14 protein-coding genes are annotated in these 12552 nt (G+C 64.7%); 11 read left to right on the top strand and 3 right to left on the bottom strand.

Annotated features, from left to right (window positions below):
• Positions 1 to 31: 31 nt before the first annotated feature.
• Positions 32 to 685 carry an alpha/beta hydrolase gene (locus ACK4HL_RS09370; RefSeq protein ID WP_409759121.1) on the bottom strand — a complete coding sequence of 218 codons (654 nt, stop codon included), beginning with the start codon at positions 683 to 685 and terminating at the stop codon, positions 32 to 34.
• Between the two features lie 188 nt (positions 686 to 873).
• Here ACK4HL_RS09370 and ACK4HL_RS09365 point away from each other — a divergent pair, with 188 nt between their 5' ends.
• From ACK4HL_RS09365 to ACK4HL_RS09315, 11 genes are all read left to right on the top strand, one after another.
• Entirely contained in the window at positions 874 to 1344 is a 471-nt protein-coding gene (locus ACK4HL_RS09365; protein WP_409759118.1) for an Rrf2 family transcriptional regulator, read from the top strand.
• A gap of 56 nt (positions 1345 to 1400) precedes the next feature.
• Positions 1401 to 2423, top strand: a complete 1023-nt coding sequence (locus tag ACK4HL_RS09360) for a cysteine desulfurase family protein (RefSeq protein WP_409759192.1) — start codon at positions 1401 to 1403, stop codon at positions 2421 to 2423.
• Between the two features lie 4 nt (positions 2424 to 2427).
• Positions 2428 to 3945 carry a Fe-S cluster assembly protein SufB gene (gene sufB / locus ACK4HL_RS09355; RefSeq protein ID WP_409759190.1) on the top strand — a complete coding sequence of 506 codons (1518 nt, stop codon included), beginning with the start codon at positions 2428 to 2430 and terminating at the stop codon, positions 3943 to 3945.
• Between the two features lie 53 nt (positions 3946 to 3998).
• Complete coding sequence (sufC, locus tag ACK4HL_RS09350; protein WP_409759115.1) at positions 3999 to 4760, top strand: Fe-S cluster assembly ATPase SufC; 762 nt, start codon at positions 3999 to 4001, stop codon at positions 4758 to 4760.
• The gene (sufD, locus tag ACK4HL_RS09345; RefSeq protein WP_409759112.1) at positions 4757 to 5929 is read left to right on the top strand and encodes a Fe-S cluster assembly protein SufD; all 1173 of its coding nucleotides are present in this window, start codon (positions 4757 to 4759) and stop codon (positions 5927 to 5929) included. The genes sufC and sufD overlap by 4 nt, the downstream gene beginning before the upstream one ends.
• Positions 5929 to 7149 carry a cysteine desulfurase gene (locus ACK4HL_RS09340; RefSeq protein ID WP_409759109.1) on the top strand — a complete coding sequence of 407 codons (1221 nt, stop codon included), beginning with the start codon at positions 5929 to 5931 and terminating at the stop codon, positions 7147 to 7149. Before sufD ends, ACK4HL_RS09340 begins: the two co-directional genes overlap by 1 nt.
• Positions 7146 to 7526, top strand: coding sequence for an SUF system Fe-S cluster assembly protein (locus tag ACK4HL_RS09335; RefSeq protein WP_409759106.1), 381 nt, complete (start codon positions 7146 to 7148; stop codon positions 7524 to 7526). The genes ACK4HL_RS09340 and ACK4HL_RS09335 overlap by 4 nt, the downstream gene beginning before the upstream one ends.
• 10 nt (positions 7527 to 7536) lie before the next feature.
• Positions 7537 to 7908, top strand: a complete 372-nt coding sequence (locus tag ACK4HL_RS09330) for a HesB/IscA family protein (protein ID WP_409759103.1) — start codon at positions 7537 to 7539, stop codon at positions 7906 to 7908.
• A gap of 54 nt (positions 7909 to 7962) precedes the next feature.
• Positions 7963 to 8415, top strand: a complete 453-nt coding sequence (locus ACK4HL_RS09325; protein ID WP_409759100.1) for a c-type cytochrome — start codon at positions 7963 to 7965, stop codon at positions 8413 to 8415.
• A gap of 97 nt (positions 8416 to 8512) precedes the next feature.
• Positions 8513 to 9460 carry a glycosyltransferase family 2 protein gene (locus tag ACK4HL_RS09320; protein ID WP_409759097.1) on the top strand — a complete coding sequence of 316 codons (948 nt, stop codon included), beginning with the start codon at positions 8513 to 8515 and terminating at the stop codon, positions 9458 to 9460.
• An 85-nt stretch (positions 9461 to 9545) separates the two neighbouring features.
• Positions 9546 to 10781 (top strand): RidA family protein, encoded by a 1236-nt coding sequence (locus ACK4HL_RS09315; RefSeq protein WP_409759094.1) that lies wholly within the window; start codon positions 9546 to 9548, stop codon positions 10779 to 10781.
• On the opposite strand, the gene ACK4HL_RS09310 is transcribed toward ACK4HL_RS09315, so the two are convergent.
• Positions 10782 to 10997, bottom strand: a complete 216-nt coding sequence (locus tag ACK4HL_RS09310) for a hypothetical protein (RefSeq protein ID WP_409759091.1) — start codon at positions 10995 to 10997, stop codon at positions 10782 to 10784.
• A 189-nt stretch (positions 10998 to 11186) separates the two neighbouring features.
• A complete protein-coding gene (locus ACK4HL_RS09305) occupies positions 11187 to 12146 on the bottom strand; it encodes a phosphate acetyltransferase (RefSeq protein WP_409759088.1) in 960 nt (319 codons plus the stop codon).
• Positions 12147 to 12552: the final 406 nt, after the last annotated feature.

Raw genomic sequence — 12552 nt, 5'->3', positions numbered from 1 at the left:
TTGCGGCCCAGCCACCCGAAAGCTGACCGGCCTAGAGCTGGCCTTCCGCCGCGAGGCGCTTGTCCAGATAGGAGGAGCAGGTGCGGGTCAGCTCGTCGATCTTGTCCTGGAAGAAGTGGTTGGCGCCGGGAATCACCTTGTGCTCGACCGAAATTCCCTTCTGGGTCTTGAGCTTGGACACCAGGCTGTGCACGGCCTCGGGCGGCGTCACCGTGTCCTTCTCGCCGTTCACGAACAGGCCGGAGGCGGGGCAGGGGGCGAGAAACGAGAAGTCATAGTGCTTGGCCAGCGGTGCGACGGAGATGAAGCCGGAGATTTCCGGCCGCCGCATCAGCAGTTGCATCGATATCCAGGCACCGAAGGAGACGCCCGCGATCCAGCAGATCTTCGCCTCGCGGTTGAACGACTGCAGCCAATCGAGTGCCGAGGCTGCGTCCGAGAGTTCGCCGGCGCCGTTCTCGAACACTCCCTGGCTGCGGCCCACACCCCTGAAATTGAAGCGCAAAACAGAGAAGCCGCGGCTCTGGAACATCTGGTACATGGCATGCACGATGGGGTTGTTCATCGTGCCGCCGAACGTCGGATGCGGATGAAGCAGGATGGCGATGGGCGAGCCCGCGGCCTTGGAATGATGGTAACGCGCCTCGATCCGGCCCGCTGGTCCGCTGAAAATCACTTCCGGCATAAAGCTCTGATCCTCATGGGAGATACCGGCACGGGAATATTCGTGGAGAGGGTCCAGCGAATAATTGACTCCTGTACTCGGGTTTTCTATATCCCTGTTTAGAATTGTTCGAAACTGGCGGGAAGCACCGCCCCTGGAGCCCTCGCCTTTAGCACGGGTGAGGGGTTCAAAATCAAGGATTTCGTGCCATGAAGATGAGCACCAAGGGCCGCTATGCCGTGATGGCGATGATCGACATCGCGGCGCAGTCGGAGGGCGAACCGGTCTCGCTGGCCGAAATCGCCGAGCGGCAGGACATCAGCCAGGAATATCTCGAGCAGCTTTTCGGAAAGCTGCGCAAGGCGAAGCTCGTCGAGAGCGCGCGGGGTCCCGGCGGCGGGTATCGGCTGGCGCGCGCCACGAACATGATTCCCGTTGCCGAAATCATTGCCGCAGTTGACGAAGAGTTGCAGTTCACGCGTTGCGGTGGCGACGCCGTCGAAGGTTGCGTAAAGGGCGAACGCTGCAACGCGCACGACCTGTGGTCGAGCCTTGGCCGTCAGATGATGTACTTCCTCGCCTCGATCACCCTCGAGGATGTGGTCGAGAAGCGCAACCTGGCGCTGGCCGCCATGATCAAGCAGACGAAGGACCGCCACCCGGAGGGCCAGCCGGCGTGAGGAGCTACCTCGACCATAACGCGACATCGCCGCTTCGCCCCGAAGCCAGGGCTGCGATGCGCGCGGCAATGGATTGCACCGGCAACGCCTCCTCGGTCCATGCCGAAGGCCGTGCGGCGCGGAGGCTGCTCGACGATGCGAGGGAGGAGGTGGCCCGCGCCGTGGGCGTCATTCCGCCCATGGTGGTGTTCACCTCGGGCGGCAGCGAAGCCAATAACCTCGCGCTGAAGGGCGCGCCCGTCGAGCGGTTGATCGTCTCCGCCATCGAGCATCCGTCGGTGCTCGAGGCCGCCAAGGCCAGCGGAAGGCCGGTCGAAGCGATCCCGGTGGGTGGAAACGGTGTCATCGATCTCGCCGCGCTCGAAGCGATGCTGAAGGGGCCGAAAGCGCTGGTCAGCGTGATGCTCGCCAACAACGAGACGGGCGTCATTCAGCCCGTGGCCGAAGTCGTGCGTCTCGCGAAGCTCCATGGTGCGCTCGTCCATGCGGATTCAGTTCAGGGTCTGGGCAAGGTTCCGGTCAATTTCGGTCTGCTTGGCGTCGATCTGATGACGCTGTCGGCCCACAAGGCGGGAGGCCCGGTGGGTGCGGGCGCGCTCGTTGTGCGGGACGGCCTGGCACTCGAACCGCTGATCCATGGCGGCGGGCAGGAGCTTCGGCGCCGGGCGGGAACGGAAAATCTCGTGGCGGCCGCGGGTTTCGGCGCAGTGGCGCGAAGGAAGGCCGAAACGCAGGCGCTGCGCGACAGGCTTGATACGGCACTCGAGGGCGCGGTGATCTTCGGCTCGGGCGCGGAACGGCTGCCCAATACGACGTGTTTTGCCTATCCGGGCATGAATGCCGAGACGTTGCTGATGGCCTTCGACCTCGAGGGCATCGCCGTCTCGTCAGGCTCGGCCTGCTCGTCGGGCAAGGTGGCGAAATCGCATGTGCTGGCGGCAATGGGCGTTGCGCCGGAAATCTCCAGTGCCGCGATCCGCGTATCACTCGGCTGGGACACGACAGAAAACCACATCGACCACTTCATCGCCGCGTGGCGCAAGATTCGCGACCGCCACAAGGCCAGGGCAGCTGCTTGAGGAAATCATGGCTGACGTAGAAACGATTGCGCTCGTCAAGGACATCGACGTCGACAAGTACAAGTACGGCTTCACCACCGACATCGAGTCGGAGTATGCCCCGAAAGGCCTTTCCGAGGACACCGTCCGCTTCATCTCGCAGAAGAAGAACGAGCCCCAGTGGATGCTGGAGGCCCGCCTCGAAGCATATCGCCGCTGGCTGCAGATGGAAGAGCCCACCTGGGCCAAGGTGAGCTATCCGAAGATCGACTTCCAGGACATCTACTATTACGCAGCCCCCAAGGGCGTCAGCGCCCCGAAGAGCCTCGACGAGGTAGACCCGAAGCTGCTCGAGACCTATGCCAAGCTCGGCATTCCGCTGAAGGAACAGGAAATCCTGGCCGGCGTCCGGAAGCAGGGCGAGAAGAGCGAACTCGACGAGGCGGGCGGCGAATATGCCTCCGGCAAGGTGGCGGTCGATGCCGTGTTCGACTCGGTTTCGGTCGTCACCACCTTCAAGGCGGAACTCGCCAAGGCCGGCGTGATCTTCTGCTCGATTTCCGAGGCGATCCGCGAGCATCCGGAGCTCGTCCAGAAGTATCTCTTCTCGGTGGTGCCTCAGGGCGACAACTATTACGCAGCGCTGAACGCTGCAGTGTTCTCGGATGGCTCGTTCGTCTATGTGCCGCCGGGCGTGCGCTGCCCGATGGAGCTCTCGACCTATTTCCGCATGAACGCCAAGAACACCGGCCAGTTCGAGCGGACTCTGATCATCGCCGACAAGGGCTCCTACGTCTCCTATCTCGAAGGCTGCACCGCACCGACGCGGGAGGAGAGCCAGCTTCACGCGGCCGTCGTCGAGCTCATCGCGCTCGACGACGCCGAGATCAAGTACTCGACGGTGCAGAACTGGTACCCCGGGGATGCCGAGGGCAAGGGCGGCGTCTATAACTTCGTAACGAAACGCGGCGACTGCCGCGGTCCCCGCTCCAAGATCTCCTGGACGCAGGTGGAGACCGGTTCCGCCATCACCTGGAAGTATCCGAGCTGCATCCTGCGCGGCGAAGAGTCCCGGGGCGAGTTCTACTCGATCGCCATCTCCAATGGGCGCCAGCAGGTCGACAGCGGCACGAAGATGATCCATCTCGGCAAGAACACCTCGAGCAGAATCATCTCCAAGGGCATCGCGGCCGGCCGTTCCGACAACACCTATCGCGGCCTCGTTTCGGCGCACCGGAAGGCGCTGAACGCGCGCAATTTCACGCAGTGCGACTCGCTCCTCATCGGCGACAAGTGCGGCGCGCACACGGTGCCCTACATCGAATCCAAGACCTCGACGGCGCAGTTCGAGCACGAGGCGACGACGTCGAAAATTTCGGACGACCAGATGTTCTACTGCATGTCGCGTGGACTCTCGCAGGAGGAGGCGGTGGCGCTCATCGTCAACGGCTTCGTGCGCGACGTGCTGCAGCAATTGCCGATGGAGTTCATGGCCGAGACGCAGAAGCTGATCGGCATTTCACTGGAGGGGAGCGTCGGATGACGCCTGCCGCTGCCACTTCGTCCATTTTTCAATCGCAAACGTGAGTTGATCCCGTGACACTTCTCGATATCGATAACTTGCATGTGAAGCTCGAGGACGAGGAGCGGGAGATCCTGCGCGGCCTGTCGCTCTCGGTGAAGCCCGGCGAAGTGCACGCCATCATGGGGCCCAACGGCTCCGGCAAGTCCACGCTGTCCTATGTGCTCTCGGGCCGCGAAGGTTACGAGGTGACGGAAGGCTCCGTCACCTACCGCGGCGAGGACCTGCTCGAAATGCCGCCGGAGGAACGTGCCGCGAAGGGCGTGTTCCTGGCCTTCCAGTACCCCATCGAGATCCCGGGCGTGGCCACCATGCAGTTCCTGAAGGTGGCGCTCAATGCCCAGCGCAAGGCGCGCGGGGAGAAGGAGCTTTCGACGCCGGATTTCATGCGCCTCGTGAAGGACCGGGCGGCGAAGCTGAACGTGAGCCAGGACATGCTGAAGCGGCCGGTCAATGTCGGCTTCTCCGGCGGCGAGAAGAAGCGCGCCGAGATCCTGCAGATGGCGGTGCTGGAGCCCTCGCTCTGCATCCTCGATGAGACGGATTCGGGCCTCGACATCGACGCCATGCGCGTGGTGGCCGACGGCGTCAACGCGCTGCGCTCGCCCACGCGCGCGATGATCGTCATCACCCACTACCAGCGCCTGCTGGACTACATCGTGCCCGATTACGTCCATGTCCTCTCCGGCGGCCGCATCGTGAAGTCCGGCGACAAGAGCCTCGCGCTCGAACTCGAGGAGAAGGGCTATGGCGAATTCGCGAAGGATGCGGCATGACGACGGCTCTTGCCAGGACGGCCGCAGAAGAGGCGCTGGGCTTCCAGCTGCCGCACCGCCGCATGGAGGACTGGCGCTGGACCGACCTGCGTCAACTCATCGACAAGCCCTACCCGCCGCGCCAGAAGGTGGAACCGGGTGCAGGAGAAGTGGAGCGGCTGCTCGGCGGCTCGATCTTCCACGGCATCGCGGCGACGCGCATGGTGTTCGTGAACGGGCACTATGACCGCGCGCATTCGAGACTCGCAAATGGTGCGGTGGAGTTCCGCGCGGGGAGCGAGGAGCCGGTGCAGCAGATGAACGCGGCCTTCGCCACGGACGGCGCGCGGATCAGGCTGGAGGGCAACATCGACACGCCCGTCGAACTCGTCTTCATTTCCACCAATGCCGCGCCTCGCACCATCGCCACGCGGAACGCGATCGAGGTGGCGGACGATGCCTCCGCGACCATCATCGAGACGCACCTGGGCGAGGGGAGCTACCTCGCCAACAGCGTGACGGAGATCAGGGTCGGCGCCGGAGCAAGGCTCGACCGCATCAAGGTGGAGCTCGACTCGCATGAAGCAACGCATCTCTCCCATGCCCACGTGACGCTGGGGCGAAACACTACGCTGCGCGATTTCACGCTTTCGACGGGAGCCAGGCTCAACCGGCAGAACGGCACCTACTGCTTCGCAGGCGAGTTCGCCGATGCCAGGGTGACGGGCGCCTATCTGCTGGCGGGTAGGCAGCATGCCGACACGCGGCTCGTCGTCGATCACCAGGTGCCGAACTGCGCCAGCCGCGAGCTGTTCAAGTGCGTGATGGACGATCATGCCCGCGGCATCTTCCAGGGCAAGGTGATCGTGCAGCGCGACGCCCAGAAGACGGACGGGAAGCAATCCAGCCATGCGCTGCTTCTTTCCGAGACGGCGGAGTTCGACGCCAAGCCGGAACTCGAGATCTATGCCGACGACGTGGTCTGCGGCCATGGCGCCACGGCGGGGGATCTCAACCACGACCACGTGTTCTATCTCAAGTCGCGCGGTGTGCCGGAGGCGGAAGCCAAGGCGCTGCTCATCGCCGCCTTCGTGGGCGAGGCCTTCGACGCCATCCACCATGACGGCATCCGCGAGGCGCTCACGGATTATGCCGCGCGCTGGCTCACGGAACACCGGAGGAGGGGCTGATGGCATTCGACGTGCAGGCCATCCGCGGCGATTTCCCCATCCTCTCGCGCGAGGTCTATGGCAAGAAGCTCGTCTATCTCGACAATGCCGCCTCGGCCCAGAAGCCGAAGCGGGTGCTGGACGCGATGACGAAGGCCTATACGGAGGAATACGCCAACGTTCACCGGGGCCTGCACTTCCTCTCCAACGCCGCGACCCAGGCCTTCGAAGATGCGCGCGAGAGCGTGCGACGTTTCCTCAACGCGCCTTCAGCCGATCAGATCATCTTCACCCGCAACGCCACGGAGGCGATCAACCTCGTAGCGCAGAGCTTCGGCGGCATGGTGCTGAAGGAGGGTGACGAGGTCGTGCTCTCGATCCTCGAGCATCACTCCAACATCGTGCCATGGCACTTCCATCGCGAGCGGAAAGGCGTTGTGTTGAAATGGGCGCCGGTCGACGAAGACGGCAATTTCCTGCTCGAGGAATTCGAGAAGCTGCTGACGCCCAGGACGAAGATCGTCGCCATCACCCAGATGTCCAATGCGCTCGGCACCATCGTGCCGGTGGGGGAGGTTATCCGGCTTGCCCATGCGCGGGGAATTCCCGTGCTGGTCGACGGCTCTCAGGCCTGCGTGCACATGGCGGTGGACGTCCAGGCGCTGGATGCCGACTTCTACGTCTTTACCGGCCACAAGACCTATGGCCCCACCGGCATCGGCGTGCTCTATGGCAAAAAGGGGCTGCTCGCGAAGATGCCGCCCTACCAGGGGGGCGGCGAGATGATTGCCGAAGTGACAACCCAGGCGATCACCTACAACGATCCGCCGCACCGCTTCGAGGCGGGAACGCCGGCCATCGTCCAGGCGATCGGGCTCGGTGCGGCGCTCGATTACATGCGAGGCATCGGCCTCGACGCCATCGCCTCGCACGAGGCGAAGCTTCGCGACCGCGCCATGCAGCGCCTTTCCGAGATCAACGCCATCCGCATCTTCGGCCGCGCCCGGGAGAAGGGGGCGATCGTCTCCTTCACCATGGAGGGAGCCCACGCCCACGACGTGGCAACCGTGATCGACCGCGCGGGCGTGGCCGTGCGCGCTGGTACCCATTGCACGCAGCCGCTGCTGCAGCGCTTCGGCGTGACTGCAACCTGCCGTGCCTCCTTCGCCGTGTACAACACCCTCGAAGAGGTTGATGTGCTGGCGGAAGCGCTTATCTCTGCCCGGAGGATATTCGGATGACCGAAGCCGCCACCCAGACGATGCATGAAACCGGAGCTGCGCCGAACCCATCGGCCATTCCGCCGGACGAACTCGCGCGCCTCACCGACGACATCGTGGCGGCGCTCAAGACCGTCTATGACCCGGAAATCCCCGTCGACATCTACGAGCTGGGCCTCGTCTACAAGGTCGACATCGACGATGACCGGAACGTTGCCATCGAAATGACGTTGACGGCACCGGGCTGCCCCGTGGCAGGCGACATGCCCGGTTGGGTGGAGAATGCCGTTTCCGCCGTGCCCGGCGTGAAGAGTGCCCGGGCGACTATCGTTTTCGACCCGCCGTGGGACCACAGCCGCATGTCGGATGAGGCCCGCGTTGCGCTCAACATGTGGTAAGGAGGACGCCATGGCATCCGCCAATCCCCGGCCCAGGCCGCAGATCATGAAGCTGACGGATGCCGCCGCAGAACGCGTGCGCGAGATCATGTCGCGTGCCGAAAGGCCCGTCGTCGGGCTGCGCATCGGGGTCAAGAACGGTGGCTGCGCCGGCATGGAATACACCATGGAATGGGCCGAGGATCAGAAGCCCTTCGACGAGGTGGTGGAGGACAAGGGCGTCAAGGTGCTGATCGAGGCCAAAGCCATGATGTTCCTGCTCGGTACCGAGATGGACTATCAGACCTCACCGCTCAAATCGGGGTTCGTCTTCAACAATCCCAACCAGGTCTCCGCCTGCGGTTGCGGCGAGAGCGTTCAGCTGAAACCGGCCGGCTCCTGAACGCGCTTGCGGGGCCGGTAGCCTCACCCTAGACTCGCGCGCGGGGAATGCAGCGTGAATCAGAAGGTGATCGACATGGGAGTTTCCCTGTTCCGTCCGGCCGGCGTCCTGCTCTTCCTGGGGCTTCTTTCGGCTTCGCTCCATGCCCAGGAGACGACAAATGCCGCCGTCTCGGGGGAAGCCGATTTCAACATGTACTGCGCGAGCTGCCACGGCGAAGACGGCAAGGGCGATGGCCCCAAGGCCTTCGGCCTCTCGAGCCCGCCGCCCGACCTGACGACGCTCACCGAGCGATATGGCAGCTTCCCCCGTGAGAAGCTGGCGCGGCTGATCGACGGGCGCGACCCGATCGAAGGCCACATGGACCGGGAGATGCCGGTCTGGGGCGTGTGGTTCAAGGAGGAGGCTGCAGCCGAACTGGGCGGGGCGGAAGGTGACGAAGGGTCCGTGGCACGCCGGGTCGACAATCTCATCGCCCATATCGAGAGCCTCCAGACCAAGCCCTGAGGCGTTCCGGCCGGGAGCGCTCGCCCCCCCCCCGGACTTGGCTCTGGGTGGAACTTTCCACGCTCCTTGCGCATTTGGGCCCGCGAGGGGATTTCCAGTGAACGATCTTTCGAAGCTGCAGTCACAATTTCTGCTGGCACGCGGGCCGCGCGTCAGTCTGGTGCTGGCCGTCCGCAACGTGGCAGAGACCATCACCGGCCGGCTGGCGGAGGTCGCCGCGGAGGCGGAACTGGCAAACATCAAGCTGGGCGAGATCATCGTAGTCGACGATCACAGCGATGATCTCACATGGGCAACGTTGCAATCCGAGGCCTGGCGGGACAGGCGGCTGCGCCCGATGCGGCTTCGCAAGCAGTTCGGGGTGGAAGAGGCCCGAGAGGCGGGAGTGCTGGCAGCCACCGGCGACATCGTCATCACGCTCGAACCTGATGCTGCAGCTTCTGCCATGGGACAGCTCGAGGCGCTGGTGGAGGCAGGCAACGACGTGGTGATCGGCTACCGCTCCGGACAGGCGACCGGAGTCTTCTCGTTGCTGCGCAGGCTCACCGGGCTCCAGCTCCGAAATCCGCTCGGCGGCACGGCGGCGTATCGCCGCGAGGTGCTGGCGGTCGTGGCCGAGAAGGGCACCGCCCTGGCGCATCTTCCCTTCGCCGCCCGGCGGCTCGGCTACCAGGCGGGTGAAATGGAGATCAAGGGCGAAAATCCGGTTGGCCGAGAGGGCGGGGCGGGACTGGTCCGAGTTATGGGTGCCCTGAGCGGCATTTACGGCACGGAGAGACTGTGCGGACTTGCTGTGGTGCTCGGGCTGGTGCTCGTCTCCGCCGCCGCAGCGGTGCCGCTCCTCAGCGTCCTGACCGCCCAGGCCATGGGTGTCGCAGCGCCATACGGCCTTCTCTCGCTGATGGGCGTGATGCTGATGTTCTGCGGTCTCCAGCTCATCGGCATGGCGCTGCTCGGCGGCCTCGTGCTGGCGCATGGAAATCACAGGAACCGGGCCGGGGCGCGTATCGCCGAGACCATGCCGAGGAACGGCGCCCGCGACTGATGCGGCAGGGCGGTCATGCGCCCGCCGCGATTGACGGGGCGCCTTTCGCCATCGAGACTGGACCTCTCGACGAGGGGAGCACTCCATGAAAAAGCAGCACGCGTCTCCGGCTGGACACTGGAGCTGGGGGCCGGGCGTCGGCCATTCCCAGGCGGTTCGCTGCGGCGAGGTGGTGTGGGTCAGCGGGCAGATGGCGACCGACGCCACGGGCGAGAAGCGGGGCGGAAGCGATCCGATCTCTCAACTGCCGGGCGCCATGGCCAATACCGAGCGCGTCCTCTCCGAGTTCGGCCTTGGACTTGACCATGTCGTGAAGCTGCTGTGCTTCTATGTTTATGACGGCACGCGTGACGAGGCCGCGCTGCTCGAAGCGCTGGGTGCGCTGCTGCCCCGGGGGCTGAAACCCGCCGTTACCGCGGTGCCGGTGCCCTATCTCGCGTTCCCCGGCGCCGAGGTGCTGGTCGAGGCCTTCGCCATGGCGCGGCCCGACGGGGCCACGATGCCGCGCCGGCACGAAACGCCCCTTGCGCTCTCGCCGCTGCCCGATGCATTCGCCGGGGTGGTGCGCTGCGGCAAGATGATCTTCGTCAGCGCCCAGAGCCCGGTGACGGCGCAGGGCGAGCTGCTCCACCCGTTCGACATCGTGGCCCAGACGGGAGAGGTGATGGCGTGCATCAAGGCGGCGCTCGCGGCATTCGGCGCGGGCTTCGGCGACGTGGTGAAGATAAACCGCTGGTACGTGGGGCAGGGCAGGACCGAGGATTTCGAACCGGCGGCACTCGCCTGCGCTGCCAGTTTCGAGGAGCCCGGGCCGGCGGCGACCGGCGTACCCATCCCCCGCCATGCTCGCGAGGGCCAGCTCATCAAGATCGAGGTTGTGGCGATGCTCGGCGAGGACGGAAGCTCTCTGCCGCGCCGCCAGGTCTGGCCCGACACGCTTTGGGACTGGACGGTGAACATTCCCTATTGGCACGGCCTCAAGTGCCACGACATGATCTTCCTCGGCGGGCAGGTGTCGCTCGATACCCGGGGCATCGCCGTCAACCCCTTCGACATGCGCGCCCAGACTGCCCAGGCCATGGTGCACATCGGCTCCATCCTGCGCGAGCTCGGAGCGGGATACGACGACATCTGCAAGCTGACGACGGTCTATGCCGGCCCCTCCGGCTTGGCCGCGCTGCGCGAGAACCAGCGCATCCGCGATGCCTTCTTCGCAGCACCAGGCCCGGCAAGCACCGATGTGGCGCTGCCGGTGCTCGCCTATCCCGGAATGATCATCGAGATTGACGCCTTCGCCATGGCGGAACCGGATCCCGCCTGATCAGAAGGTGCCGAGAAGGAGGCCCACGAAGGCGGCCAGCTGCTGCGGAGCGCCGCTGGCCTGCGATTCGTGCCATAGGACGGCAGCGTGCGCCGCCGCGATAGGAACGAAGACGAGCGACATCATCAGGAAGATGATGCCCGCGCCGGAACCGGCGGCTTCGCTGTCACCGCTGCTCTTGCGAAAACGAAAAAGATTGAAGCTCATGATGTTCACCTCGTTCCGACCAGCCGTTACCGGGCGGCGGCGGGTGAACTGAGGAAGGTCAGGCGCCCGCGCGAGCCAGTAACGGCATGGTCGATCGACTATGACTGTCGCTTGGCATTGGGTTGTCGGGTTCCTGTTGATCGTGGCGTAAAGACGCGCTTCGCCACGGCTCCGAAATGAACTGCGGAACGCGCGAAGTCAAGAAGAAACGGCCTGGGCTGGGTTTTGTTCACGCCGCGCCTCTGCCAGGAGCTTGGCGATGGCGCAGGAGGCCATGCGGGAGCGCACCGAATCGGCCCGCGAGGTGAGCACGATGGGAACCCGCGCGCCCAGCACGATTCCGGCGGCGTCGGCCCCGGCGAGAAATGTCAGGTTCTTGGCCAGCATGTTACCAGCCTCGAGATCGGGCACGACGAGGATCTGGGCGCGGCCTGCCACCTCGGAGCGTATGCCCTTGATGCGCGCGGCTTCGAGGTCGATGGCATTGTCGAAGGCCAGCGGACCGTCGACCAATCCTCCGGTGATCTGGCCTCTGTCGGCCATCTTGCACAGTGCGGCCGCCTCGATCGTGGAGGGGATCTTCGTGGTCACGGTCTCGACGGCGGAGAGAATCGCGACGCGCGGTGTGCCGAGACCGATGCGGTGGTGGAGGTCGATGGCATTCTGGACAATGTCCCGCTTGGCATCGAGGTCGGGGAAGATGTTGATGGCGGCATCGGTGATGAACAGCGTTTCGGAATAGCTCGGAACGTCCATCACGAAGACATGGCTGATGCGTCGCTCGGTGCGAAGCCCAGTCTCCGCCGCGGCCACTTCGTGCATGAGCTCGTCGGTGTGGAGGCTGCCCTTCATCAGCACCTCGCCCTCGCCGTGGCGGATCATCGCAACGCCGGTGGTTGCGGCGGCGTGGCTGTGCGGGACGTCGACGATCGTATAGGGCAAAATGTCCAGCGCCGCTGCGGCTGCAATGGCCTTGATCTTGTGCTGCGGCCCGACGAGCACCGGCTGTGTGATGCCGAGTTCGGCGGACTCGACGGCGGCGCGAAGCGAACTCTCGTCGCAAGGATGGACCACCACGGTGCGAACGGGCGGCATTCTCCTGGCGCGGGCAACAAGGTGCTCATACTTCGCGTGCGGCATCGGCGCGTCGGCAGGCATCTCGATTCTCGTCTCCTGTTGCAAAACTAAATAGCGTCATTAGCGGAAAAACTTTGTTCTGCCACCTCTGGCTGTTGGCGGTAGAAGCGGGAATCACCGATCCTCCGAGGCGGGAAACCTGCCATGTTTCCCGAATGTGGCGGAAGGGGATCGCTGCACCAGCCCCGCAGTACCCCTCGCCGCTGCCAAGAGCCGCGTAAAGACCGGCCTCATCCCCGGGGGAGGAGAGACCGCGGCGGACATCAGAACCCGGTCGGTACGGCGCAGCCCGCCCTGGCTGCACACCCGTGCCCCTCCGCCGCCGCGGCCGCGGCGGCATTTCTTTTTTTGGCGTTGTTGCACCTCTTGCGTGTCCCCGAACGGTTAACTATACCAGCGGCATTGAACGGGGGATTCAATGACTGAA

Origin of the sequence: Aestuariivirga sp., assembly GCF_046294715.1 — a bacterium.
GTDB lineage: Bacteria > Pseudomonadota > Alphaproteobacteria > Rhizobiales > Aestuariivirgaceae > Aestuariivirga.
Note: the sequence above shows the minus strand (reverse complement) of the source record. Positions and strands in the feature narration are given on the sequence as shown.